This is a genomic window from Leisingera sp. CC-HEC096, assembly GCF_059429235.1.
Genome location: NZ_JCAIJS010000006.1, coordinates 87,581 through 112,449, shown reverse-complemented (window position 1 = coordinate 112,449; position 24,869 = coordinate 87,581). Strand labels below are relative to the sequence as shown.

Annotated in this window: 19 protein-coding genes; 14 read left to right on the top strand and 5 right to left on the bottom strand. The window is 64.1% G+C overall.

What is annotated here, in order from left to right; genetic code table 11:
- Positions 1 to 52 precede the first annotated feature (52 nt).
- On the bottom strand, positions 53 to 967 hold the full coding sequence (locus tag AC5STI_RS20880; RefSeq protein WP_495448182.1) for a LysR substrate-binding domain-containing protein: 915 nt from the start codon (positions 965 to 967) through the stop codon (positions 53 to 55).
- 167 nt (positions 968 to 1,134) lie between these two features.
- Entirely contained in the window at positions 1,135 to 2,085 is a 951-nt protein-coding gene (locus AC5STI_RS20875; protein WP_495448181.1) for a GlxA family transcriptional regulator, read from the bottom strand.
- Between the two features lie 211 nt (positions 2,086 to 2,296).
- On the opposite strand from AC5STI_RS20875, the gene AC5STI_RS20870 reads away from it, so the two are divergent.
- The 4 genes from AC5STI_RS20870 to AC5STI_RS20855 are packed head-to-tail and all read left to right on the top strand — an operon-like array spanning position 2,297 to position 6,773.
- Entirely contained in the window at positions 2,297 to 3,007 is a 711-nt protein-coding gene (locus tag AC5STI_RS20870) for a GntR family transcriptional regulator (RefSeq protein WP_495448180.1), read from the top strand.
- 8 nt (positions 3,008 to 3,015) lie between these two features.
- Positions 3,016 to 3,933 (top strand): dihydrodipicolinate synthase family protein, encoded by a 918-nt coding sequence (locus tag AC5STI_RS20865; RefSeq protein ID WP_495448179.1) that lies wholly within the window; start codon positions 3,016 to 3,018, stop codon positions 3,931 to 3,933.
- 3 nt (positions 3,934 to 3,936) lie between these two features.
- Positions 3,937 to 5,436, top strand: a complete 1,500-nt coding sequence (locus AC5STI_RS20860) for an aldehyde dehydrogenase (protein ID WP_495448178.1) — start codon at positions 3,937 to 3,939, stop codon at positions 5,434 to 5,436.
- Positions 5,433 to 6,773, top strand: coding sequence for an NAD(P)/FAD-dependent oxidoreductase (locus AC5STI_RS20855; protein ID WP_495448177.1), 1,341 nt, complete (start codon positions 5,433 to 5,435; stop codon positions 6,771 to 6,773). The genes AC5STI_RS20860 and AC5STI_RS20855 overlap by 4 nt, the downstream gene beginning before the upstream one ends.
- A gap of 30 nt (positions 6,774 to 6,803) precedes the next feature.
- Here the strand turns inward: AC5STI_RS20855 and AC5STI_RS20850 are convergent, their stop codons facing one another.
- The gene (locus tag AC5STI_RS20850) at positions 6,804 to 8,225 is read right to left on the bottom strand and encodes a homospermidine synthase (RefSeq protein WP_495448176.1); all 1,422 of its coding nucleotides are present in this window, start codon (positions 8,223 to 8,225) and stop codon (positions 6,804 to 6,806) included.
- A 216-nt stretch (positions 8,226 to 8,441) separates the two neighbouring features.
- Here AC5STI_RS20850 and AC5STI_RS20845 point away from each other — a divergent pair, with 216 nt between their 5' ends.
- The 10 genes from AC5STI_RS20845 to AC5STI_RS20800 all read left to right on the top strand — a co-directional run bounded on the left by AC5STI_RS20845 (position 8,442) and on the right by AC5STI_RS20800 (position 22,154).
- Positions 8,442 to 9,026 carry an ANTAR domain-containing response regulator gene (locus AC5STI_RS20845; RefSeq protein WP_475053563.1) on the top strand — a complete coding sequence of 195 codons (585 nt, stop codon included), beginning with the start codon at positions 8,442 to 8,444 and terminating at the stop codon, positions 9,024 to 9,026.
- Positions 9,023 to 10,201, top strand: a complete 1,179-nt coding sequence (locus AC5STI_RS20840) for a CmpA/NrtA family ABC transporter substrate-binding protein (RefSeq protein ID WP_495448175.1) — start codon at positions 9,023 to 9,025, stop codon at positions 10,199 to 10,201. Before AC5STI_RS20845 ends, AC5STI_RS20840 begins: the two co-directional genes overlap by 4 nt.
- A gap of 268 nt (positions 10,202 to 10,469) precedes the next feature.
- Positions 10,470 to 11,837 carry a CmpA/NrtA family ABC transporter substrate-binding protein gene (locus AC5STI_RS20835; RefSeq protein ID WP_495448174.1) on the top strand — a complete coding sequence of 456 codons (1,368 nt, stop codon included), beginning with the start codon at positions 10,470 to 10,472 and terminating at the stop codon, positions 11,835 to 11,837.
- A 104-nt stretch (positions 11,838 to 11,941) separates the two neighbouring features.
- Positions 11,942 to 13,015, top strand: a complete 1,074-nt coding sequence (locus AC5STI_RS20830) for an ABC transporter permease (protein WP_495448173.1) — start codon at positions 11,942 to 11,944, stop codon at positions 13,013 to 13,015.
- A 6-nt stretch (positions 13,016 to 13,021) separates the two neighbouring features.
- Positions 13,022 to 14,704 (top strand): ABC transporter ATP-binding protein, encoded by a 1,683-nt coding sequence (locus AC5STI_RS20825; RefSeq protein WP_495448172.1) that lies wholly within the window; start codon positions 13,022 to 13,024, stop codon positions 14,702 to 14,704.
- A 4-nt stretch (positions 14,705 to 14,708) separates the two neighbouring features.
- The gene (gene nirB / locus AC5STI_RS20820; protein ID WP_495448171.1) at positions 14,709 to 17,150 is read left to right on the top strand and encodes a nitrite reductase large subunit NirB; all 2,442 of its coding nucleotides are present in this window, start codon (positions 14,709 to 14,711) and stop codon (positions 17,148 to 17,150) included.
- Complete coding sequence (gene nirD, locus AC5STI_RS20815; RefSeq protein WP_495448170.1) at positions 17,147 to 17,479, top strand: nitrite reductase small subunit NirD; 333 nt, start codon at positions 17,147 to 17,149, stop codon at positions 17,477 to 17,479. Before nirB ends, nirD begins: the two co-directional genes overlap by 4 nt.
- Positions 17,479 to 20,109 (top strand): molybdopterin-dependent oxidoreductase, encoded by a 2,631-nt coding sequence (locus AC5STI_RS20810; RefSeq protein ID WP_495448169.1) that lies wholly within the window; start codon positions 17,479 to 17,481, stop codon positions 20,107 to 20,109. Before nirD ends, AC5STI_RS20810 begins: the two co-directional genes overlap by 1 nt.
- 11 nt (positions 20,110 to 20,120) lie before the next feature.
- The gene (gene cobA / locus AC5STI_RS20805) at positions 20,121 to 20,906 is read left to right on the top strand and encodes a uroporphyrinogen-III C-methyltransferase (protein WP_495448168.1); all 786 of its coding nucleotides are present in this window, start codon (positions 20,121 to 20,123) and stop codon (positions 20,904 to 20,906) included.
- 612 nt (positions 20,907 to 21,518) lie between these two features.
- Entirely contained in the window at positions 21,519 to 22,154 is a 636-nt protein-coding gene (locus tag AC5STI_RS20800) for a hypothetical protein (protein ID WP_495448167.1), read from the top strand.
- Here AC5STI_RS20800 and AC5STI_RS20795 read toward each other — a convergent pair.
- A complete protein-coding gene (locus tag AC5STI_RS20795) occupies positions 22,092 to 22,760 on the bottom strand; it encodes a hypothetical protein (protein ID WP_495448166.1) in 669 nt (222 codons plus the stop codon). The genes AC5STI_RS20800 and AC5STI_RS20795 overlap by 63 nt on opposite strands.
- 440 nt (positions 22,761 to 23,200) lie before the next feature.
- On the bottom strand, positions 23,201 to 24,757 hold the full coding sequence (locus AC5STI_RS20790) for a trimethylamine methyltransferase family protein (protein ID WP_495448165.1): 1,557 nt from the start codon (positions 24,755 to 24,757) through the stop codon (positions 23,201 to 23,203).
- Between the last annotated feature and the right edge of the window lie 112 nt (positions 24,758 to 24,869).

The window sequence follows — 24,869 nt, the reverse complement described above, 5'->3', positions numbered from 1 at the left end:
CATTGAAGGGAGAGAGCGGATTCACTCAATATCAGGAATTTTCGCGCTGGGATTAGCTGGATTCACCTGAACTTCGATTGACCTCGTCAATGACCCAATTGCGAAGCAATCGGGCGGATTCCGACAGTTCGGCGTCCGGGCGGCCCACCAGATGGAAACCATGCGGCGCGGCCAGAACATGCGGGCCGATCGGCACCAGCTGGCCGGTGGTCAGCAAGGGGTGCAGCAGCCGCTGCCAGCCCAGCACCAGCCCGACCCCGTCCTGTGCCGCCTGCAGCGCCACCGCGTAGTTGTTGACGCGCACACCCGGCGCGATGGGACCGTCATAGCCCAGCTGCTGGAACCAGTCCGCCCAGGTGGTCCAGCTCTTGTCGTCGGACTCCAGATGCAGCAGCCGCTGCCGCGCCAGATCCTCCAGCGGGCAGCCGGTGAGCTTGTCCGCCAGATCCGCATTGCCGACCGGCACCAGATGGTCGCGGTAGAGTTCGGTCTGCTCCACCCGGGTATCCCGTTCACGCCCGTAACGGATATAGAAATCAACGTCCGGTACGCTGCGCAGGGGCCGGTCGTTGACGATCTGGTTGACGTTCACGTCCGGGTGCTTGCGCCAGAACCGTACCACAGAGGGCGAAAGCCACAGCGAGGCCACAGCGGAGGTGGAGCCGATGGTCACGGTATCACCGGTCTGCCGGTCGCGGATGGTCTTCAGGCTGAGCGAGATCTTGGAGAACGAGGATGCCAGGGTTTCAAACAGCGCCTCGCCTTCCTCCGTCAGTTCCACGCCGCGGTGCTTGCGCTGGAACAGCGGCACCTGCAGCTCTGCCTCCAGCGCCTTCACCTGGTGGCTGACGGCGCCGGGGGTGACAGACAATTCCTGCGCGGCGTTCTTGAAGCTGAGGTGCCGGGCGGCGGCCTCGAATGCGGCCAGAGTGGTGAGCGGCGGCAGGTTGTAGTGGCGGCGGGACATCTGCGGCTCCTGGCATGTGGCTCGGATGAAAGGGCTTCATTCCAATATGGGAAATGCAGCTTTGAAGGCCAGCAAAGATTTCGCCCCAAGCCCGCCGTTTTCATTCGATGAAAACGGCCATGAAAAATCGATTTTTCATGGCCGGAAACCGCGCCGGTTTCCGGCTCCTAGCCGATCCGGCCGCGCTGCAGCATTGGGGTTACGTTAAAGGCAGCCTTGTACACCCGCGAGAAATGGCCGGGGCTGTCAAAACCGCAGGCCAGCGCCACATCGGTCACCGAGGCCTCGGTCTGGATCAGCAGGTTGCGGGCGCGCTCCAGCCGCATTTCCATCGAGTACTTCTTGGGCGAGGTGTTCAGGTATTTGCCGAACAGCCGCTCCAGCTGGCGGGTGGAGATACCGATATCTTCGGCGATGCGGGCGGGTGAGATGGGATCGCTGATGTGATCCTGCATCATGTGGATGGCGCGGGCCAGGTGCGCGTTGCGCATGCCGTTGCGCGATTGCAGCGAGACCTTCTGCTCCGCCGTGGCATTGCGCACCGCGTTATAGACCATCTGATCTGCCACCGCCACGGCCAGGTCATAGCCGTGGCCGCGCTCGATCAGATGCAGCATCAAATCCGCCGTCGCAGTGCCGCCCGAGGCCGTCACGTGCTTTTCATCCGCTACAAACACGCTACGCACCAGGTTCACCTCGGGAAACGCCTCCATGAAGCTGTCGTGGTATTCCCAGTGGATTGCCGCCTGCATCCCGTTCAGGAATCCCGCTTCGGCCAGCACCCAAGCGCCGGAGCACAGCGCGCCGACTGGTGTTCCCCGCGCCCTCTCCCGGCGCAGCGCCGCCAGCAAGGGTTTGGTGACATGGTTGCGCATGCGGATGCCCGACAGCGCAAACAGCCGGTCGCATTTCGGGATCGCGTCAAAACCGTAATGCACCAGCGTTACCGAGCCGTTTGAACAGGTCGCTGTCTCGCCGTTCTCCGATCCGAACGACCAGTCATACAGATCCTCGCCGCTGACCAGGTTTGCAATGCGCAGGGGCTCCACCGCGCAGGAAAACGCAAGGTGGGAGAACTCCTCCACCAGCAGAAAGGCAAAATGCTGTGCTTTAGACATGAGACTACCGCCTGACAAGTAACGCTGGGCGGGCCTGGCTGCACAGCCCTGCGGCCCGGACAGGCTAAGCCTCCTGCCCTGCCGGCCGCAAGCGGTGAGCACCCGCAGTTTGCACACACCATATTTTTTCTGTGTACACAATATGTATTTTTGTGTCATAGAGGCCGCGAACCGACGAATCCGTTCCGCAGCAGCGGCAGGAGAGATCCCCATGAAAGACGCCTCAAAGAACCGGAAGGCTGCGCTCTACAGCCGCCTGAAGACCGCAATCATGACGCTGGAGCTGCGCCCCGGCGCCGATCTGGACGAGGCGAAGCTGTCCGAGGAGTCTGGCCTGTCGCGCACCCCGCTGCGGGAGGTGCTGCGCCAGCTGGCGGGCGAGGGCTATGTGGATCTGCGCGAAAACCGCGGCGCGCGGGTCAGCGAGATGTCGCATATGACTCTGCGCGATTTCTTCCTGGCCGCGCCGATGATCTATGGCGCGGTGATGCAGCTGGCAGCCAAACACGCCACGCCCGCTCAAGTCTCCGCATTGAAGGCGGCGCAAGAGGCGTTCAAGACAGCCCTGCGAACAGGCTCCAGCGCCGACCGGGCGATGGCCAACAACCGTTTTCACGAGATCACTGGTGAAATGGCGGACAACATCTATCTGCTGCCGTCCTTTCAGCGGCTGCTGATCGATCATGCCCGCATCGGGATGACCTTCTACCGCCCCCAGGACGCCCGGATGGCGGAAAACCTGGATGAGGCCAGCAGCCAGCACGACGCCATCATCGCCGCCATCGAAGCGGGCGACGAGGCGGCGGCGGGCCAACTGGCGATTGAGCATTGGAACCTGTCACGCGACCAGATCGAGCTGTTCGTCATGCCCGCAGGGCTGGACGTGCCGCTGGGCACAATCGCGCGCAAAACCCCTGCATGAGGACGCAGATGACCCCAATTTTCAAGTTCGAGGGGATCTACACCCCTGTGGTGACACCCCACTTTGAGGACGGCAGCGTCAATTGGGACGCGCTGGCCGATGTCATCGAATATCTGATCGACGCCGGTGTGCACGGGCTGATCTCCGGCGGCTCCACCGGCGAGAACTATGCCCAGACCGTGGAGGAGCGCGTGGCCCTGGCCCGCTTCACCCATGAACGGCTGAAGGGCCGCCTGCCGCTGGTGGTGGGCACCGGGGCGATGCTGACCAGCGATTCCATCGCGCTGGCGGAAGGCGCCAAGGAGATCGGCGCGGATTCGATCCTCTTAGCCTCGCCCCCCTACTCGGTCCCGACCGACCGCGAAAACGCATTGAATGCGCTGGCGATCGACAAGGCCGCCGACCTGCCGGTGATGCTGTATAACTACCCGCACCGCACCGGCACCATGATGGGCGAGGAGTTCCTCGACTGCGTCGGCCGCTCCCGAAACTTCTGCGGCATCAAGGAAAGCTCCGGCGACATCAACCGGGTGCATCTGCTGGCGCGGGACTATCCGCACATCCAGTTGGGCTGTGGCATGGATGATCAGGCACTGGAGTTCTTTGCCTGGGGCGCCCCCTTCTGGGTTTGCGGCGGCTCGAACTTCCTGCCGAAGGAACACGTGGCGCTCTATAATGCCTGCGTGATCGAGGGCAACTTTGCCAAGGGCCGCCGCATCATGTCGGCAATGATGCCGCTGATGCGTGTCCTCGAACAGGGCGGCAAGTTCATCCAGACCATCAAGCATGGTGTCACCATGAACGGCATCGATGCCGGCGCCATGCGCGCGCCGCTGAAAGGGCTGAACAAGGACGACAAACGCGCGCTGGAACAGGTCGTGCGGGTGCTGAAACAGAAAATCGCAGATATCGAGGCGGAGGGATAAGCCATGACTTTGCTTACTCAGGACGAATATAAATCCATTGCCGCCAATCTGGACCTGCCCACAGGCGCGTTCATCGACGGCAAGTTCTGCCCGGCCGCGTCCGGCAAGACGTTCGAGACCGTGAACCCGGCGACCGGCGAGAAACTGGCCGACATCGCGGCCTGCGATGCGGCGGATGTGGATGCCGCGGTTGAAAAGGCGCGCGAGGCCTTCGACGACGGCCGCTGGTCGAAACTGCACCCGTCAGAGCGCAAGGACGTGCTGATCCGGCTGTGCAAGCTGATGACCCGTAACGCCCATGAGCTGGCGGTGATGGAAAGCCTGGATTCCGGCAAGACCATCTATGACTGCGAAACCGTTGACGTGCCGGAGACCATCCACTGCCTGAAATGGCACGCCGAAGCCATCGACAAGATCTATGACCAGGTGTCGCCCGCCTCCGACGATCACATCGCCATGGTGGTGCGTGAGCCGATCGGCGTGGTCGGCCTGGTGCTGCCGTGGAACTTCCCGCTGCTGATGCTGGCGTGGAAAATCGGACCGGCGCTGGCCGCGGGCTGCTCGGTGGTGGTGAAGCCGGCCGCAGAAACCACCCTGACCGCGCTGCGGGTAGCGGAACTGGCGATGGAAGCGGGCCTGCCCCGCGGTGTGCTGAACATCGTGCCCGGCGGCGGTGCGGAGGTGGGCGAGCCGATCGGCCGGCACATGGATATCGACATGGTCTCCTTCACCGGTTCCACCGTGACCGGCAAGCGCTTCCTCAGCTATTCGGCGGAAAGCAACGCCAAGGAAGTGGTGCTGGAGATGGGCGGCAAGAACCCCGCCATCGTGATGGACGACGCCGAGAACCTGGACCGGGTGGCCGCGCATATCGTGAACGGCGCCTTCTGGAACATGGGCGAGAACTGCTCTGCGTCCTCCCGCCTGATCGTGCACAAGGACGTCAAGGCAGAGCTGCTGGAACGCATCGCGCATCACGCCAAGGCCTGGAATGTGGGCGACCCGCTGGACCCGGAAACCCGCATGGGTGCGCTGGTGTCTGCCGCGCATTTCGACAAGGTCTGCAGCTACTTGGAACAGGCAGAAAACGTGGTGCTGGGCGGCAAGGCGCATGACGGCGCCTTTGTCGAGGCGACCGTCGTCGAGGTGCCGGGCAATGATGCGGTTCTGGCGCGCGAGGAAATTTTCGGCCCGGTGCTGTCGGTGATCGAGGTTTCCGGCTTTGACGAGGCCATCCGCATCGCCAATGACACGCAATACGGCCTCTGCGCCTCGATCTTCACCGCCAACGTCAAACGCGCCATCCGCGGCGCCCGCGCCATCCGGGCGGGCACCGTGACTGTGAACAGCTTCGGCGAAGGCGATATCTCTACCCCCTTCGGCGGCTACAAGCAGTCGGGCTTTGGCGGCCGCGACAACTCTGTCCATGCCCACGACCAGTACACCCAGCTGAAAACCATCTGGATCGACCTGGCCGACGACGCAGACGAGGCCGTGGATTGACCGCGTACACCGCCCAGCGTCTGCCCAAGCAGACAGGGGCTGCGGGATGGAATGCCATCCTGCCGCCCCAGGCCCCCTTGCCGGTGCTGGACCACGATCTGACCGCCGATGTGACCATCATCGGCGGCGGGTTTGCGGGCCTTTCTGCTGCCCGCCGCCTGCACCAGCTGGACCCCTCGCTGAAGGTGGCGGTGCTGGAAGCCGGCCGCTTTGCCGAAAGCTCCGCCGGGCGCAATTCCGGTTTCATGATCGACCTGCCGCATGATTTGTCATCTGACAATTATGCGGGAGCGGGGCTGGAGGCGGACAAGGCTGCCATTGCCTTCAACCGCAAGGCCATCGCGTTTGCCAAAGACGTGGCCGAAGACTGCGCCCTGACGCAGGAGATGTTTGATCCAGCGGGCAAGATCAACGCCGCCGCGACCAAGGCCGGCGACAAGCACAATCGCGATTTCGCCGCCCATCTGGAGCGGCTGGGCGAGCCGCATACGCTTTATTCCCAGGCGGAAATGCAGGCGCTGACCGGCAGCCCGCATTACACCTCCGGCCTGTATGCGCCCGGAACGGTGATGATCCAGCCCGCGGCCTATGTCAGGGCATTGTCCAGCCATCTGGCCGGGCAGGTCAGCGTGTTCGAAAACTCCCCTGCCACCGGGTTTGAGAAACAGGGCAACGGCTGGCTGGTCAAAACGCCAAAAGGGCGTATCTCCACCGGCGCGGTCATCCTGGCCAACAACGGCCACTTGGAAAGCTTCGGCTTCTACCAGCGGCGCCTGATGCACATATGCCTCTATGCCTCGATGACGGAACGGCTGACGCCGGAACAGATCGAGCGGCTGGGCGGTGAATCCCGCTGGTCGGTCACGCCTGCGGATCCGATGGGCACCTCAGTGCGGCGGATTTCCGGGTCTTACGGCGACCGGATCCTGATCCGCACCTGCTCCAGTTTCCACCCCACCATCGAGACCAGCGACATGCGCCTGCGCAACGCGGGCTGGGTGCACGACCGCAAGTTCAAGGAGCGGTTCCCGCATCTGGGGGACGTGCGGATGGAGCACCGCTGGGCCGGGATGCTGTGCCTTAGCCGCAATGGATCGGCGGCCTTTGGCAAGCTGGACCAGGGCGTCTATTCCGCCTGCTGCCAGAACGGCCTCGGCATTGCCCGCGGCACCCTGCAGGGCATGGGCATCGCCGAGCTGCTGGTGCAGGGCGGCTCAGACATCGCCAGCCATTTCCTGGCCCAGCCGATGCCGCCGAAGCTGCCGCCGGAACCCTTGGCCTCGCTTGGCGCCAATACCTACCTGGCGTGGAAGGAATGGCGCTCGGGCAAGGAGTAGCGGGGCATCCGCCCGGATGCCCCGGCAGGATCAGCTCGCTAGCACGTTCCGGAACAGCCAGGGATCGCTTTCGTCGACGTCCTCGGGGAACTGCGCCCAGCGGTCTTGCAGCGGCGTCCAATCGGTATAATGCGCCTCGACCGGGCCAAGATACGGCCGCTGCACCTCAAGACAGCGGGCATGGTCCATCTCGTCGGTTTCGACGATCCCGGCTTCCGGGTTTTCCAGGGCCCAGACCATGCCGGCCAGCACCGCCGAGGTGACCTGCAGCCCGGTCGCGTTCTGATAGGGCGCAAGATCGTGGGCTTCCTCATTCGACAGCCGGGAGCCGAACCACAGAGCATTCTTTTCATGGCCATAGAGCAGCACGCCCAGCTCATCGATACCTTCGATGATCTCGTCCTCAGTCAGGATATGGTGCCGCTCCTGCTGCTGGCCCGAGCCGAACAGCTCATGCAGGCTCAGCACCGCGTCATCGCAAGGGTGATAGGCATAGTGGCAGGTCGGGCGGTATTCGGGATCGGCGCCCGCGCCGACGGTGTAATAGTCCGCGATCGAGATCGCCTCGTTATGGGTGACCAGAAAGCCGAACTGCGGCCCCGGTGTCGGGCACCAGGTGTGCACCCGGGTGATTGCGCCGGGACGCTCCAGCCAGATCGCGGCCTGGCAGCCGGTGTCCTGACGGTGGCCGTTTTCGGGGAACCAGGTCTCATGCGTGCCCCACCCCAGTTCGGCGGGCTGGAAGCCTTCGGCGATGAAGCCCTCGACCGACCAGGTGTTGACGAAGGTGCCGCGGGCGCGCGGCACCCGGCGGGCCTGGGTATCCCGTTCGGCGATATGAACGCCCTTGACGCCAAGCGACTGCATCAGCCGCGCCCACTCCTCGCGGCTGGCAGGTGTTTCAACGTCGCGGCCGGTATCGCGGGCGAGCGTCAGCAGCGCTTCCTTGACGAACCAGCTGACCATGCCGGGATTGGCACCGCAGCAGCTGACAGCCGTCGTTCCGCCGGGATTGCGCGCCTTTTCATCCCTGACCGCCTGCCGCAGCGCGTAATTGGTGCGGGCAGCGTTGTCCGTGGTGCCGAAGTAGTATCCCGCCCAGGGTTCCACCACCGTATCGATGTACAAAACGCCGAGCTCCCGCATGAAGGTCATGAGTTCGAGCGAGGACGTGTCCACCGACAGGTTGACGCAGAACCCTTTGCCCTCGCTGAACAGCCCGCCCAGGACCTCACGGTAATTTTCCGGCGTCAGCGAGACCTGCAGATGGTTGATCTTGTGCTGGCGCAGGAAATTTGCCTTGGCGGCATCTGGCTCGATGACCGTGAGCTTGGAGGCGTCGAAATCGAAATGGCGCTCGATCAAGGGCAGCGTGCCTTTGCCGATCGACCCGAAGCCGATGATGACGATGGGACCGTCGATCCGGCCATAGATGGGATAGTCTTGTGCCATAAAGGTCTCCTCGCAGAATCGGGCGCTGCCGCCAGTATGGGCCAGCTGGTGGAAATCCGGGTGCGAATAATGCGCTTGGAGCCTTTCAGCAGCTTTACGTCCGCCGCCGGAAGTATCGGCAGCCTGCCTAATAATTGGGCACAGCCGGGCGGTACGCCGTCCGCGCGCCCTCGCAGGCCTTTACAGATCACACGCCCCAAGCCGATGTACTGGCTCATGCCTGATGCCCTGTCCATCATCGTCGTCGAAAGCGACCGGGAACGCGCGTTCATGATCGTGGACGGCCTGCGGGAAGCCGGGGAATTCGATATTCAGGTGATCTCAGAGCCATCCGGCCTTGCCCGCCAGATACAGGTCCGGGACCCGGACGTCGTGCTGATAGACATCGCCGACCCCTCGCGCGATGTGCTGGAAGAGCTGACATTGGCCTCCGGCCCCAAGGAACGCCCCGTGGCAATGTTTGTCGACCGCAGCGCGGAGGGGCTGTCTGCAGCCGCCGTCGAGGCAGGTGTCTCCGCTTATGTGGTCGACGGGCTGCAGCCTTCCCGGCTGAAGCCGGTTCTGGACGCCGCCATCGCGCGGTTCCGGATGTTCCACCGGATGCGCACCGAGCTGGCCGAGGCCAAGCGGGCACTGGAAGAGCGCAAAGTGATCGACCGCGCCAAGGGCATGATCATGAAGGCCCGGGGCATCGAAGAGGATGCGGCCTATGCGCTGTTGCGCAAGGCGGCGATGGACCAGAACAAGCGCGTCGCAGAAGTGGCGCAGGCGCTGGTGACGGCGGCGGGGCTGCTGGCATGAGCCTGACGAGGATCCCTGCCGGTTATGTCCCGCTAACGGATGCCGCGCCGCTGATTGCCGCACAGGAGATGGGTTTTGCCGCGGAAGAGCGGCTGACACTGGATCTGCACCGCGCGCCGTCCTGGTCGTCGCTGCGGGACATGCTGGCCTTTGGCCAGGTGGATGCCGCCCAGATGCTGGCCCCGGTGCCGGTGGCGGCGGCCATGGGCCTGGGCGGTGCCAGCGCGCAGTTTTCCGTTCTCTCCGTGCTGTCCGTCAATGGCACCGTTATCGGCGTCAGCAGCAGGCTGGCCAGTAAAATGGCCGCTGCGGGATACGGCTTTTCCTTCGGCGATGCGGTGTCCGCCGGACGGGCGCTGGCTGCCGCCACCGGCGGTGAGCTGCGGATCGGTGTGCCCTTTCCCTTTTCCATGCACGCCGAGCTGCTGGCCTATTGGCTGGAAGGGCTAGGGCTGGACGCATCGCAGAACATCTGCATCCGCACAGTGCCGCCGCCACTGATGGCTGACGCACTCCGGCGCGGCAGCATTGACGCCTTCTGCGTCGGCGAGCCCTGGGGGTCCATCGCTGTCGAACAGGGCGAAGGCGCGCTGCTGCTGCCGGGCCGGGCCATCTGGTCCTGCGCGCCGGAAAAGGTGCTGGCCGTCCGCAGCGATTGGGCCGAAACGGAACCCAGCCTGTCCGGCCGGCTGATCCGGGCGCTGTGGCGCGCAGGGCGCTGGCTGGCCGACCCCTCCTGCCGCGGTCTGGCCGCGGAAATTCTGTCCGCCCGCCAGTATCTCGACCTGCCCGCCGAAATCATCGAGCGCGGCCTGCTGGGCAAGTTTACTGTCACCGCGCAGGGGCTGCAACGCGAAGCGCCTGGCTTTGTCGGCTTTCATGACGGTTCCGCCGGCTTTCCCTGGCGCAGTCAGGCCCAATGGATTGCGCTGCGGCTGGCGAAACGGAACGGCCTGGATCCGCAGACCGCGCTGGAAAAAGCGGCGCCTGTGTTCCGCAGCGATTTGTACCGCACCGCCCTGAGCGGAACCGGTGCGGAGCTGCCGGCAGCATCGTCCAAGCTGGAAGGCGCGTTGGACGCCGGAACGCTGGCCGCCGGAGAATCGGACCCGGCCGCCTTGCTGGAAAACCGGTTCTTCGATGGCCGCGTTTTTGATCCCTTGGCCGCCGGGTGATGAAAAATCAGGCAATCTGCTGAACACCAATGCTGCAATGCAGAATTTCTCGCTGCATCAGCAAAGAACCCTTTGGCGCCGGGCCGCTCTTCCGGCACACTGAACCCAGACAGGCAATGGCGCCTGACAAAAAAGTTTTTCCCGACGACCGGGTTTCACTGAGCAAAGCCGCTCGACCCACCGCCACTCCTCCCGGCGGTGCGCGTCAGCGGCTTTTTTTCTGTCCGGGCGTCTGCCCCGGACGCAGCAAACAAAGGAAACCAACCCGATGAAGACCCTGATCCTTGCCCTCGCAGGCTCCACCGCCCTGACTGCCCCGGCACTGGCTGACATGCTGGAGCTGGAAAAGGACGTGCTGACCTTCGGCTTCATCAAGCTGACCGACATGGCGCCGCTGGCGGTCGCTTATGAGCAGGGGTTCTTCGATGATGAAGGGCTGTTTGTCACGCTGGAGGCGCAGGCCAACTGGAAAGTGCTGCTGGACGGGGTGATCGACGGCACCCTGGACGGCGCCCACATGCTGGCGGGCCAGCCGCTGGCCGCCACTATCGGCTATGGCACCGAGGCGCATATCATCACCCCCTTTTCGATGGACCTGAACGGCAACGGCATTACCGTCTCCAACGAGGTCTGGGAGATGATGAAGCCGAGCCTGCCTACCGACGCTGACGGCAAGGTCTCGCACCCGATCTCCGCCTCCCATCTGAAACCGGTGATCGAGGACTTCAACGCCAGGGGCAAGCCGTTCAACATGGGCATGGTCTTCCCGGTCTCCACCCACAATTACGAGCTGCGCTACTGGCTGGCCGCCGGCGGCATCAACCCCGGCTACTACAGCCCCGAGAACGTGACCGGCCAGATCGCCGCCGAAGCCTTCCTGTCGGTGACCCCGCCGCCGCAGATGCCCGCCACGCTGGAGGCCGGCACCATCTCCGGCTACTGCGTGGGCGAGCCCTGGAACCAGCAGGCGGTGTTCAAGGGCATCGGCGTGCCGGTGATCACAGATTACGAGCTGTGGAAGAACAACCCCGAAAAGGTCTTTGGCATCACCGCGGAATTTGCCCAGGAAAACCCGAACACCACGCTGGCGGTTGTCAAAGCGCTGATCCGCGCGGCGATGTGGCTGGATGAAAACGATAACGCCAACCGCCCGGAAGCGGTGGAGATCCTCAGCCGCCCCGAATACGTCGGCGCCGATTACGATGTGATCGCCAATTCGATGACCGGCACCTTCGAATATGAAAAGGGCGACACCCGCGCGGTGCCGGACTTCAACGTGTTCTTCCGTTACAACGCGACCTATCCGTTCTATTCCGACGCGGTCTGGTACCTGACCCAGATGCGCCGCTGGGGCCAGATCGCCGACCCCAAGCCCGACAGCTGGTTCGATGAGGTCGCCCGCTCTGTCTACAAGCCGGAGATCTATCTGGAAGCAGCCCGGCTGCTGGTCGCGGACGGCCTCGCCGATGAGGCGGACTTCCCCTGGGAGAGCGACGGCTACAAGGCCCCTACCCCGCCGGAGGATGTGATTGACGGCATCCCCTATGACGGCCGCGCGCCCAATGCCTACCTCGACAGCCTGCCGATCGGCCTCAAGGGCAGCCAGACCGTCGTCGGCAACGCCGTCCAGGGCTGAGCCCGGACGTGAGGGCGGGCGGGGCGAGGCTCCGGCAGGAGCGAGCGCCGTCCCCCTCCCCCGCATCAGCCGACCCAGCAAAACGCCAAGTTGAAAGTGTCCCCATGACAACCGTTGACCCCGCATCGCTCAGCACCGAGGCCCGCCGCGCCCGGCTCTTCAACCGCATCAGCAAGGCCGACGCCTGGTTCCAGGTTCTGGGCCTCGCCTGGATCACCCCCATCCTGAGGGCCGCGGCGGGCGACAATCCGCGCGCCCAAGTCAAGGAAATCTGGCGCCTGCTGGCGGTGCCGCTGCTGGCCATTCTCGGGTTTCTGCTGCTCTGGGGCACGCTGGCCCCGCGGGTGCAGACCTCGCTCGGCGCCATCCCCGGCCCCGCCCAGGTCTGGGCGGAAGCCGTCAGCCTGCATCAGGACGCGCAGCAGAAGGCGGTCAAGGAAGCCGCCTTTTACGAGCGGGTGGAGCAGCGCAACGAACGGCTGATTGCCCAGGGCAAGGCGGATCAGGTGAAGCACATCCCCTACACCGGCGCGCCCAGCTATTACGACCAGATCTGGACCTCGATCCTTACCGTCTTCTTCGGCTTCCTGATCGCCGCGGTTGTAGCGATCCCGCTAGGCATTCTCGGGGGGCTGTCACCGCTTGCCAATGCGGCGATCAACCCGCTGGTGCAGATTTTCAAGCCGGTCTCGCCGCTGGCCTGGCTGCCGATCGTGACCATGGTGGTCTCGGCGCTTTACGCCAGCAATGACGGGCTGTTCGCGAAATCCTTCCTGGTGTCGGCCATCACAGTGACACTGTGCTCGCTGTGGCCGACGCTGATCAACACGGCGCTTGGGGTGGCCTCTATCGACAAGGATCTGGTGAATGTCTCCAAGGTCCTGAAGATGAGCACCCGCGCCAAGATCACCAAGCTGGTGCTGCCCTCGGCGCTGCCGCTGATCTTCACCGGGCTGCGGCTGTCGCTCGGGGTCGGCTGGATGGTGCTGATCGCCGCCGAAATGCTGGCGCAGAACCCCGGCCTTGGCAAATTCGTCTGGGACGAGTTCCAGAACGGCTCCAGCCAGTCGCTGGCCAGGATCATCGTCGCGGTTCTGACCATCGGCATCATCGGCTTCCTCTTGGACCGGGTGATGTACGCGCTGCAATCGCTGTTCACCTTCTCAAACAACCGGTGACCCGTCATGAGCATTCTTGAATTCACCAATGTCTGCAAAAGCTTCGGCGAAGGCGCAAACCGCACCGGCGTGCTGAAAAACATCAGCCTCAGCGTTCAGGAGGGCGAGTTCCTGGTGCTGCTGGGCTTCTCCGGCACCGGCAAGACAACGCTGATCAACCTGATGGCCGGGCTGGAGACGCCCACGTCCGGCAGCGTCACCTTCAAGGGCCGCCAGATCACCGGCCCCGGCCCCGAGCGCGGCGTGATCTTCCAGAATTACTCTTTGATGCCCTGGCTGACGGTGGCGGGCAACGTGGGGCTGGCGGTGGACTCGCTCTTTCCCGGCCTGGCGGCTGGCGAAAAGCAGGCCAAGGCAGAGCATTACATCCGGATGGTCGGCCTTTCCCACGCCGCCGCGCGGCGCCCCGCGGAGCTGTCGGGGGGCATGCGCCAGCGGGTCAATGTGGCCCGTGCGCTGGCGATGGACCCGGAGGTCCTGCTGCTGGATGAGCCGCTGTCGGCGCTGGATGCGCTGACGCGCGCCAATCTGGCCGATGAGATCGAGGCGATTTGGGAGGCGGACAAGAAGACCTGCGTGCTGATCACCAACGACGTGGACGAGGCGATCCTGCTGGCCGACCGCATCATTGCGCTGAACCCGGACGGCACCTTGGGAGAGGAGTTCAAGGTCACCCTTCCCCGCCCGCGCGACCGCAGTGCGATGAACCACGACGAACAGTTCAAGGCGCTGCGCGCGGCGGTCACCGGCTACCTGATGGACGCAGGCATCAAGGGCAAAACCGGCGGCGACAGGGTGCTGCCGGATGTGACCCCGATCCACAAGCTGCCAGCCGCGGTTGCCGAGGCCGGCAAGTCGATGGCCGAAGAACGCTACCTGGACTTTTCCCAGCTCCACAAGATCTACCCGACGCCCAAGGGGCCGCTGACCGTGGTCGAGGATTTCAACCTCAAGATCAACAAGGGCGAATTCATCTCGCTGATCGGCCATTCGGGCTGCGGCAAATCCACCGTGCTGACCATGGCCGCCGGGCTCAACCCGATCTCCAAGGGCGCGATCAAGCTGGACCGCCGTCATGTGGAGGGCGCCGACCCAGAGCGCGCGGTGGTGTTTCAGTCGCCGAACCTGTTCCCCTGGCTCAGCGCGCGGGAGAACTGCGCCATCGGGGTGGACAAGGTCTATCCCAAGGCCAGCCAGGCGGAGCGGCAGGACGTGGTGGAATACTACCTGGAGCGCGTCGGCCTGGCGGACGCGATGGACAAGCCCGCAAACGCCATGTCGAACGGCATGCAGCAGCGGGTCGGCATCGCCCGGGCCTTTGCGCTCTCGCCCAAGCTGCTGCTCTTGGATGAACCCTTCGGCATGCTCGACAGCCTCACCCGCTGGGAACTGCAGGAGGTGCTGATGGAGGTCTGGAGCCGCACCAAGGTGACCGCCATCTGCGTCACCCATGACGTGGACGAGGCGATCCTGCTCGCCGACCGGGTGGTGATGATGACCAACGGCCCCCAGGCCACCATCGGCAAGATCACCGACGTGGACCTGCCCCGCCCCCGCACCCGCAAGGCGCTGCTGGAGCACCCGGAATACTACACCTACCGGCAGGAGGTGCTCGATTTCCTCGAGGAATACGAACACGGGGCGACACCCAAGCCCAAGGCAGCCGCAAACCAGATTGCAGCGGAGTGAGACCATGACCCAGAAACTCGTCATCATCGGGGCCGGCATGGCCTCTGGCCGGGTGATCGAGCATCTGCTCGACGCGGACCCCGGCGCCTATGAGATCACCCTGTTCAACGCCGAGCCGCGCGGTAATTACAACCGCATCATGCTGAGCCCGGTGCTGTCGGGCGAAAAGACCTATGAGGAGATCGTCACCCACTCGGACGCGTGGTACGCGGAGCGCGGCGTCACCTGCCGCTTCGGCGAGCATGTGGTGAAGATCGACCCCGAGATGAAAGTGGTCGAGGGCGAAAACGGCCATGTGCCGTATGACAAGCTGGTGATCGCCACCGGCTCCGCGCCCTTCATCATCCCGGTGCCGGGCCACGATCTGCCCGGCGTGATTTCCTACCGCGATCTGGATGACACCAATGCGATGATCGAGGCCGCTGCGAAGGGCGGCAAGGCAGTGGTGATCGGCGGCGGCCTCTTGGGGCTGGAGGCGGCCGCGGGGCTCAAAGAGCGCGGAATGGATGTGACCGTGCTGCACCTGATGGGCCACCTGATGGAGCGCCAGCTGGATGAGGCCGCGGGGTATCTCTTGCACAAGGATCTGGAGGCGCGGGGCATCACCGTGAAAACCCAGGCCTCGACCAAGGCGATCCTGGGCGAGGACCGCGCCCAGGCGGTCCTTCTGGAAAGCGGCGAGACGCTGGGCGCAGATCTGGTGGTGATTGCGGTGGGCATCCGCCCGGAAACCCGGCTTGCCAATGACGCGCATCTGGATGTCGCGCGCGGCATCGAGGTGAACGCGCAGATGCAGACCTCTGACCCGGATATCTATGCGGTTGGCGAATGCGTGGAGTTTGACGGCCATCTATTTGGCCTGGTGGCGCCGCTGTACGATCAGGCCAAGGTGCTGGCCGACAGCCTTCTGGGCCTGCCCAATGCCTTTGTTGTCAAGGAGCTGGCCACCAAGCTCAAGGTCACTGGCTGCGATCTGTTCAGCGCCGGGGATTTCGCCGAGGGCGAAACCCGCGAGGATATCGTCTTCCGCGATCCCTCCCGCGGCATCTACAAACGGCTGGTCATAGAAGACGACCGGCTGGTTGGCGCCGTCATGTACGGCGACACTGCCGACGGCAGCTGGTTCTTCGGCCTGATCAAGGACGGCACCGGCATCGAAGAGATGCGCGAGACGCTGATCTTCGGACCAGCCTTCCAGGGAGGCGCCTCCGCGGACCCTCTGTCAGCCGTTGCAGCCTTGCCGCCTGAGGCGGAGATCTGCGGCTGCAACGGCGTCTGCAAGGGACAGATCACCAGCGCCATCGAAGGCGGCGCCACCGACCTCGGCGCGATCCGCGCCACGACCAAGGCCAGCGCCTCCTGCGGCACCTGCACCGGTCTGGTGGAGCAGCTCCTGTCGGTGACGCTCGGCGACGGCTACGCCGCCCCGCAGGCCCAGCCCATTTGCGGCTGCACCTCCCACACCCACGAGGACGTCCGCCGCCTGATCAAGTCGCAGGAGCTGAAAAGCCAGGCCGCGGTCTGGCAGGAACTCGGCTGGACCACCCCCAACGGCTGCCACCTCTGCCGCCCGGCGGTGAACTACTACCTGCTGGCGGACTGGCCGCTGGAATACCGCGACGACCCGCAAAGCCGTTTCGTGAATGAGCGCAAACACGCCAACATCCAGAAGGACGGCACCTTTTCCGTGGTGCCGCGCATGTGGGGCGGCATCACCACACCCGACGAGTTGCGCGCCATCGCCGATGCCGCGGACAAATACGATGTGCCGACGGTCAAGGTCACCGGCGGCCAGCGCATCGACCTATTGGGCGTCAGAGGCGAGGACCTGCCTGCGATTTGGTCCGATCTGAACAAGGCAGGCCTCGTCTCTGGCCACGCCTATTCCAAAGGCCTGCGCACCGTGAAGACCTGCGTCGGCACCGACCACTGCCGCTTCGGCACGCAGGACAGCACCGGCCTTGGCATCAAGCTGGAGAAGCACCTCTGGGGCTCCTGGACGCCGCACAAGCTGAAACTCGCGGTCTCCGGCTGCCCGCGCAACTGCGCCGAGGCGACCTGCAAGGACATCGGCGTGGTCTGCGTCGACAGCGGCTTTGAGATCCACGTCGGCGGCGCTGCAGGGATGGAGATCAAGGGCACTGAACTGCTGTGCAAGGTGGCAACCGAAGAGGAGGCGATCGAGGTGATTTCGGCCATGACCCAGATCTACCGCGAGAACGCCAAGTACCTGGACCGGATTTACAAATGGCTCGCCAAGGTCGGTCTCGACTGGGTCAAGGAACAAATTGTCGACGACGTGGAGAACCGCAAAGCGCTCGCCGCCCGGTTCGAGCTGTCGCAATCCGTCTACCGCAAGGACCCCTGGGCGGAGCACGCGCAGGACAGCGCCACGCGGGCGCAATACACGCCGCTTGCCAATCTCACACTGGAGGCTGCCGAATGAGCTGGATAGACATTGGCCATATCGACGACATCCCGCTGCATGGTGCGCGGGTGGTGAAGACCCCCGTCGGCTGCGTCGGACTGTTCCGAACCGGAGAGGAAGAGGTCTTTGCCGCCTCCGACCGCTGCCCGCACAAGGGCGGCCCGCTCTCCGAAGGGATCGTGCACGGGCAAAGCGTGACCTGCCCGCTGCACAACTGGGTGTTCGACCTCAATACGGGCGAGGCGCAGGGCGCCGACGCGGGCCGGATCGAGACCTATCCGCTGCGGATCAAAGCTGGCCGCCTGCTGATCGACGGCGCCGCCGTCGGCAAGCGGAGCGCGGCGTGATGGCGGGCGGCTCTCCGGCGGAGGTGCGCTCCACCTGCCCCTATTGCGGCACCGGCTGCGGCGTGCTTCTGCGCCCGGATGGCGCGGGCGGGCTGGAGGTGCGCGGCGATCCGGAGCATCCGGCCAACCACGGACGGCTCTGTTCCAAGGGGCTGGCGCTGGGGGAAACCCTCGGGCTGGAGGGCCGCCTGCTGGCGCCTCAGGTACAGGGCCGCGAAACCGATTGGGACAGCGCGCTGGACCTGGTCGCCGCCAAGTTCCGGCAGGCGGTGGAGGAGCACGGCCCGGGCAGTGTCGGCTTCTACCTGTCGGGCCAGATGCTGACCGAGGACTATTACGTCGCTAACAAGCTGATGAAGGGCTTTCTCGGCTCCGCCAATATCGACACCAACTCGCGCCTGTGCATGGCCTCCACCGTGGCGGGGCACAAGCGCGCCTTCGGCACCGACACGGTGCCCGGCACCTATGAGGATCTGGAACAGGCCGATCTGATCGTTCTCGTGGGCTCTAACCTCGCCTGGTGCCACCCGGTACTGTACCAGCGCATCCTGGCGGCACGCGAAGCCCGCGGCACCCGGCTGGTGGTGATCGACCCCCGCCGCACCGCAAGTTGCGATCAGGTGGACCTGCATCTGAAACTGCGCGCGGGCAGCGATGTGGCGCTGTTCAACCGCCTTCTGGCGGCGCTTTACGAGGGCGGCGCGCTGGATGCGGAGTATCTGCGGCATGTGGAGGGGCTGGGCGAGACGCTGGAAGCCGCCTCTGCCTCCGATACCGCGGTGACCGGGCTGGAGGAGGCTGAAATCGCAGCGTTCTGCAATCTGTGGATGCACACCGAAAAGGTGGTGACCGTCTTCAGCCAAGGGGTGAACCAGTCCACCTCCGGCACGGACAAGGTGAACGCCATCCTGAATTGCCATCTGGCAACCGGCCGGATCGGCAAGCCCGGCTGCGGGCCGTTTTCAGTGACCGGCCAGCCCAACGCCATGGGCGGGCGCGAGGTGGGCGGGCTGGCCAATATGCTGGCCTGCCATATGGATCTGGAGAACAGCAGCCACCGGGCTGCGGTGCAGGAATTCTGGGGTGCTCCCGCGATGCCCGAACGCCCGGGCCTGAAAGCGGTCGACCTGTTCCGCGCCGCGGGCGACGGGCGGCTCAAGGCGCTGTGGATCATCCACACCAACCCCGCCGTTACCATGCCGGAGGGCGATGCCGTGCGCGCCGCGATCAAAGCCTGCGACTTTACCGTGGTCAGCGACATCACCGCCGCGACCGATACGGCGCGGCTGGCGGATGTGCTGCTGCCCGCCGCCGCTTGGGCGGAAAAGGACGGCACCGTCACCGATTCGGACCGCACCATCAGCCGCCAGCGCGCCGTTCTTCCTGCGCCGGGCCAGGCCCGCCAGGACTGGGACATTCTGGCCGATACGGCCAGGCGCATGGGCTGGGCCAAAGCCTTTGACTATCAGACCCCGGCGCAGATCTTCCGGGAGCACGCAGAGCTTTCGGGGATCGCGGGCCGTTTCGGGCTGGATTTCGATATCTCCGGCCTCAGCCGTATGTCCGATGCAGACTACGGCGCGCTGGACCCGGTCCGCTGGCCGGTCAGCCGCAGCCGTCAGGGCGGGCGCTTCTTTGCAGACGGGAAGTTCTATCACCAGGATGGCAAGGCCCGGATGCTGCCGGTCCGCTGCCAGCCGCCGGCGGCTGCCCCAAGCGCTGATTTTCCGTTCCGCCTGAATACAGGGCGCATCCGCGATCAATGGCATACGATGACCCGCACCGCGCAGTCCCCGCGCCTGTCGGGGCATCTCGCCGAGCCTTTCGCCGACATTCACCCGGAGGACGCCCGCAAGCTGGGGGTCCAGCCCGCCGACCTGCTGCGCCTGCGCAACCCGCATGGGCAGGCGATCCTGCGGGCGCGGATCACGGCGGATGTCCAGCCCGGAGACCTGTTCGTGCCGATGCACTGGACCGGGGAGACTGCGCCTTCGGCGCGCGTCTGCTCCTTGGTTGCCGCTGCGACCGACCCGGTGTCCGGCCAGCCTGAAAGCAAGGCTTCGGTGGTGGCTGCGGAGCGCCTGCAAGCTGCCTGGTATGGCTTTGCCGTGTCCTGCCGGCCGATGAAACCCGAGGCAGAATACTGGGCCATGGCGCGGACGGAGACCGGATACCGCGCGGAACTTGCCGGCCTGACGCCCCTCTGCGGTCCGGAGGCCGCGGCGCGCAGGATGTTCGCCTTGCCCGATGCCGAGATCCAGATGATGGAGGACAGCCGCAGGGGAATTGCCCGGTTAGCCTTGCACCAAGGCGGCAAGCTGATGGCGGCGCTGTTCATAGCGCCGGAGCCGGTTGCCGTCCGCCGCGACTACCTTGCGGGATTGCCTGGCACCGGCATGGCAGAGGTACTGACCGGACAGCCGGCGGAAGACCTGCCGGATCCCGGCCCGGTGGTCTGCTCCTGCTTCAATGTCGGGGCAAACACGATCCTGCGGGCCATCGAGACGGGCAGCCTTGTCAGTGTCGCCGATGTCGGCGCGGCGCTGCAGGCGGGCACCAGCTGCGGCTCCTGCCGCTCAGACATTGCCCGGCTGCTGGCACGCCCCCGCTTCAAACAGGCCGCAGAATAGAGAGCTCGCAAATGACACATCTTTCCGTACCGCCGGTCCCCTCCGGCACACTCGCACTGGTCGGGGCCGGCCCCGGCGCCAGCGACCTCCTGACGCTGCGGGCCGTGCGCAGGCTGCAGCAGGCTGACACGGTGTTCTACGACCGCCTGGTTGACCCCGAAGTCCTGGAACTGACCTCCCCCGCCGCCAGGCGGATTTTCGTCGGCAAACATGTCGGAGCCCATTCCTGGCCGCAGGAGAAGATCAACAGGGTGATGGTTGCGGAGGTGCTGAAGGGCCGCCGCGTTGTCCGCCTCAAATCAGGAGATCCGGGCATTTTCGGGCGTGCAGCGGAGGAACTGGAAGCGGCGCGTGCGGCAGGGATAGACGCGGAAATTGTGCCCGGCATCACCGCCGCCTGTGCCGCCGCCGCCCAAACAGGCATCCCGCTGACGGAACGCGGCGTTTCCGACACGCTGGTGCTGACCACAGCGAAATGCAAGGCCGGCGACCCGCTGCCCGATTGTGCCCGCCATGCCAAGCCTGGAACCACGATTGTCTTTTATATGTCCGTCCGGCAGGCCTCGCGCGTAAGCGGCGCGCTGCTCCGCCTCGGCATCCCCCCGCGCACGCCGGTGGTTATTGCCGTTGATGCAGCCAAACCGGGCGCGCGAACAGTGTTCTGCGACATCGGAACGATCCCGGAAGCAGTGAGACAGCACGCAATAACCGGCTGCGCAACACTCATCATAACCTGGCCGAAGACCTGCGCAGAACAGACAACGCCTGTGACAGGGAATGTCCAGATGGCGCTGTAGGGGCGACATTAACTGCTAACCTTATGAGGCCGGTGAAGGATTTCCACCTGTCTGCCGGTGCCGGGGCTAGTTTAACCGCCCCTTCCGGAGCTCGATGAGACCACGCAGCGCCCGCAAAAAGACCCCGCGGTCGCGATGGCCAACTTGCGATAGCATTGAAATTACCTCGCTCTGCTCCCGTGTCAGTGTACCGCAAGACTCCGGCATGTCCGGCGAAACCATGTGGGCCCGTGAGACCAGCAGCGCAAGCGACCTCTGGTCCAGTCCTTCGGTCAGATCAGACCAAAAGCCAAGGCTTCTTCCAGACGCCTCGCAGGCCTTTCTCAGGAGCTCGCGTTCGCCTTGGGACAAGTCCCGGCCGCCCCCGGCGTGAAAAAATTTTTTGTCTGTCTGCTCCAATAGAAACTCGCCTATTCATAAACTGCGCACACGCATTGATTGTTGATGCTTAGACTGATAGGTGTCAACTATTGGTTTAATAATTCACATATGTAAACTTTTGAGGCGAGGATGATAGCTGACCGCATTGATGCTGCCTGCAAGGTCGCTGGTGTGAAATTGAAGACAGCCTGCACGATTTCGGGCGTCAATTACGGCACGCTCCGAAGCCAGATGAGGAATAACCGCGAAATCCCCGCGTCCTCGCTGGCGCTTCTTTCCGCCGGCCTGCGCGTTCCCATCCAGTTCTTCTTTGACCTGCCCGGTGAAAACCTGTCGTCTGTAACCCGACTGAACCGCTGGCGGGCGGCAGAGGCCGCCAATACGGAACATGCCGCGTGCTCCAGGGCGGGGTTCAACGTGACAACGGACCACATTCTGGATTGGTACCACCAGGAAGGCGGTCGGCTGAACAACTGGGAGTGGTTTGAGGACCAGATTGACATCTACGAGCCTCTAGAGCCTACGGACCGGATCATGCACCCGATCCAGATCGGCAAGCGCAGCGCCGCCGCAGAGCGGCTGATGCTTGCCGGGAACCGTGACTTTTACCGCATCGTCGGATCCTTCGAAGAGAAGATTATTCAGCGCGCAATGCATTCGCATCGAATGCTCAGCGAGGTTCCGTACATCGTCACTGATGAAGAATTGGATGTGATCATCAAGGGGTTGCGGGTGCGCGGCGGCTACCGCAAGGTGACAATGCGGGTCACCGGCCCCCAAGGGGAGCCGGTGACTGCTGTTTTCTCAAAGCTGACCTGGCTCGACACTGCTGACAATGTGCGAGAAGTGGACCGCGTTGAGGCCTAGGATCATCTGATCGTTTGCCAGGCCTTCCGGAACCGGATCCGCCCAGGAAATCGCGTTACGGTATTTGCCGTTGAAACCGTAGTCATCCGCCAGGCGGCGGTGCTTGTAGGCAATGATCGTGTACATCCAATCAAAGTCCCACCGCGAGGCGGCCAGCAGCTTCACATATTGTGCGAAATCGCCAAGCCTGCGGATGCCGCCCCGTTCGTCCGGCGCAACTTCGATACCGCCGAAGTAGATAAGCCTGCCCTGGAATTCATCGACCAGCGGCTGCGAGACGCTCGCCACGACCCCGTCGCGGCCGCCATAGCGGGAGGATGCGAGGCCCCGGAAGTAGTTCCCGAAGTCCTTGCTGCCAAGGTCCACACTCTTGGCCGAGATGCAGGTAATGCAACGGTCTTCCCTTTTCAGGAAGAGCCAGAATGCCCTGCCCGAATTCAGGTCGTCTGCACTGACCTCGGACATCGGATGGACGCGCTTCTTTCCCACATCCTCAAGAAGGGCTGGCAGCACTTCCGGGTTGGTACACACATGGAGGGTCAGGCCATCTGCGTTGAACCTGTCTTCAATAGCCCGCATGTGTGTGAGGATGCTCTTACGTTCCATGTTTTTCTCCTTACAAAAATGGAATGCTGCACTCGCAATGCGAGTGCAGGTGTAAGGTTTCCCTCATTTTTAGTTGTAGAACAGGTCTTTCCCGCAGGTTGCAGAGCGCCAGGCCAGGTAAGCACCAGGAATTCTGCGGGCCGACCGGTTTCCAGCAGCGGAAAGGCCGGTTTAGGTCTTGAAGCAGGTGCCGGCGGCGCCGGATCCGGCGCAGATGGACCAAAACGGGCAGGTTTCGTCCCCGCCCGTCCAGACGTTGCGGGCCGTCAGTTTCACCAGCGTATTGTCCAGCGACCTTGCTTCGCCATTGACCGTGGTTCAGGGCCATTATTCGCAGGCAAAGCGCGTAAGTGGATGTGGATTCCCGCAATCTTCCTGTGCTTGCCCTGAAAAAAGAAAGCCCGCCCGGTTTAAGGGGCGGGCCAGTCGGGGACGAAAGATCAGTAGCTCTGATTCAGCTCATCCGCCGCGGGAATTTCGCGCTCGCGCCGGGCGATGTAATCGAGCAGTTCCTCGTTCTTCGCCTCATCCAGCTTGGGCTCTTCGTACTCCGCCAGCAGCTTTTTGGCGCGGGTCAGGGCGCGTTCGGTGATCTCGACGCTGCCTTCGGCCTGCCATTGCTCGATCGAGTTGTTGTCGAACAGCTCCGGCATGAAGAAGGCTTCCTGGAAGTTCGCCTGGGTGTGCGGGTGGCCGAGGTAGTGGCCGCCAGGGCCGACATCGGGAACCGCCGCAATGGCCTGGTCGAAGTCGTGCCATTTCGGGCCTTCCGCCATCCGGTAAGCCATCGCGCATTGCTCCGCATCGACGATGAACTTGGCGACCGAGCAATGCATCCCGGCCTCGTTCCAGCCCGCCGAGTGCCAGATGTAGTTGGCGCCGGCGTGGACGACAGCCTGAAGGGTGGTTGCGGATTCGTAACCTGCCTGCGCGTCAAAGGTCTTGGCGCCGCCCAGGGTGTTGGAGGTCCGCCACGGCACATCGTAGTAGCGCGCCATCTGGCCGATCATGAAGTTCATCAGCGAAATCTCGGGCGTGCCCGCCATCGGCGCGCCGGATTTCATCGAGACGGTCGACAGGTAGTGGCCATAGATCGCCGGCGCGCCCTTGCGGATCACCTGGGTGTAGGCCAGTGCGCTCAGCGCCTCGGCGTTCAGCTGCGCCACGGTCGCGGGGACCGAGGCCGGGGTGTTGGCGCCGCCCAGGACAAAGGGCGAGCACAGCACCGGCTGCTTGCGTTTGCAGAAGGCGCGCATCGCGCCCAGCATGGTTTCATCCCAGACCAGCGGCGAGTTGCCGTTGCAGTTGCCGGTGGTGACCGGGTGATCCTCCAGGAAATCCTCGCCGAACAGGATCGCGCACATCTCCATCACGTCTTCGGCGTTCTTGGGGCTGGTGGTCATGCCCATGAACGTCTTGTCGGAGTATTTCATCGACGAATAGGTAATCCGCAGGTGGCGCTGGCTGATCGGATGATCATAAGGCTCGACGATGTGGTGGGCCGAGGAATGCAGGGCCGGCATCATATGCGCCAGCTTGTGGAACATCGCCAGGTCTGCCAGCATCGGGTTGCGGCGCACATCCTCCAGGTCGCGCAGGAACGGCGCGCCGGTCATCGGCACAAAGATCGAGTGCTTGCCGCCCAGGCGCACGTTCTTCTTCGGATCACGCGCGTGGTAGGTGAAATCGCTGGGGATGGTTGCAATCAGCTCCCGCACCAGGCCGCGGTCCAGATAAACCAGCTCGCCCTCGACCTTGGCACCGGCTTTCTTCCAGTCCTCCAGCGCAATGGGGTCGCGGAACTGGACGCCGACATTCTCCAGAATGTCCATCGAGGCATTGTCGATCATCTCGACCTGGGCGCCGTCCATCACCTCGCACAGAGGGATGTTGCGGGTCAGGCCCGGCAGCATGTCGAATTTCGGCGCGGTGCGCAGGGCGCGGCGGGCGTTGCGGCCGCCGGATCGGGTGCGCGGGACAGTGGCTTGCTCAGTCATGGCAGGGATCTCCTTTGACCGGCAGTTTCGCCAAAGGATTGGGGTTTCACCTGCAGGATTGCGAAATACGGTTGCAAAAACCGACATTCCATTTGAAGGATCCGCCTTGAGG

Bases quoted from the DNA above. Each gene is read 5' to 3' on its own strand.
- AC5STI_RS20875 (WP_495448181.1), bottom strand. From the start codon at position 2,085: ATGTCTAAAGCACAGCATTTTGCCTTTCTGCTGGTGGAGGAGTTCTCC.
- AC5STI_RS20800 (WP_495448167.1), top strand. From the start codon at position 21,519: ATGAGGAATAACCGCGAAATCCCCGCGTCCTCGCTGGCGCTTCTTTCC.
- AC5STI_RS20850 (WP_495448176.1), bottom strand. From the start codon at position 8,225: ATGGCACAAGACTATCCCATCTATGGCCGGATCGACGGTCCCATCGTC.
- AC5STI_RS20865 (WP_495448179.1), top strand. From the start codon at position 3,016: ATGACCCCAATTTTCAAGTTCGAGGGGATCTACACCCCTGTGGTGACA.
- AC5STI_RS20860 (WP_495448178.1), top strand. From the start codon at position 3,937: ATGACTTTGCTTACTCAGGACGAATATAAATCCATTGCCGCCAATCTG.
- nirB (WP_495448171.1), top strand. From the start codon at position 14,709: ATGACCCAGAAACTCGTCATCATCGGGGCCGGCATGGCCTCTGGCCGG.
- AC5STI_RS20825 (WP_495448172.1), top strand. From the start codon at position 13,022: ATGAGCATTCTTGAATTCACCAATGTCTGCAAAAGCTTCGGCGAAGGC.
- nirD (WP_495448170.1), top strand. From the start codon at position 17,147: ATGAGCTGGATAGACATTGGCCATATCGACGACATCCCGCTGCATGGT.
- AC5STI_RS20835 (WP_495448174.1), top strand. From the start codon at position 10,470: ATGAAGACCCTGATCCTTGCCCTCGCAGGCTCCACCGCCCTGACTGCC.
- AC5STI_RS20840 (WP_495448175.1), top strand. From the start codon at position 9,023: ATGAGCCTGACGAGGATCCCTGCCGGTTATGTCCCGCTAACGGATGCC.
- AC5STI_RS20790 (WP_495448165.1), bottom strand. From the start codon at position 24,757: ATGACTGAGCAAGCCACTGTCCCGCGCACCCGATCCGGCGGCCGCAAC.
- AC5STI_RS20870 (WP_495448180.1), top strand. From the start codon at position 2,297: ATGAAAGACGCCTCAAAGAACCGGAAGGCTGCGCTCTACAGCCGCCTG.
- AC5STI_RS20795 (WP_495448166.1), bottom strand. From the start codon at position 22,760: ATGGAACGTAAGAGCATCCTCACACACATGCGGGCTATTGAAGACAGG.
- AC5STI_RS20810 (WP_495448169.1), top strand. From the start codon at position 17,479: ATGGCGGGCGGCTCTCCGGCGGAGGTGCGCTCCACCTGCCCCTATTGC.
- AC5STI_RS20830 (WP_495448173.1), top strand. From the start codon at position 11,942: ATGACAACCGTTGACCCCGCATCGCTCAGCACCGAGGCCCGCCGCGCC.
- AC5STI_RS20880 (WP_495448182.1), bottom strand. From the start codon at position 967: ATGTCCCGCCGCCACTACAACCTGCCGCCGCTCACCACTCTGGCCGCA.
- cobA (WP_495448168.1), top strand. From the start codon at position 20,121: ATGACACATCTTTCCGTACCGCCGGTCCCCTCCGGCACACTCGCACTG.
- AC5STI_RS20845 (WP_475053563.1), top strand. From the start codon at position 8,442: ATGCCTGATGCCCTGTCCATCATCGTCGTCGAAAGCGACCGGGAACGC.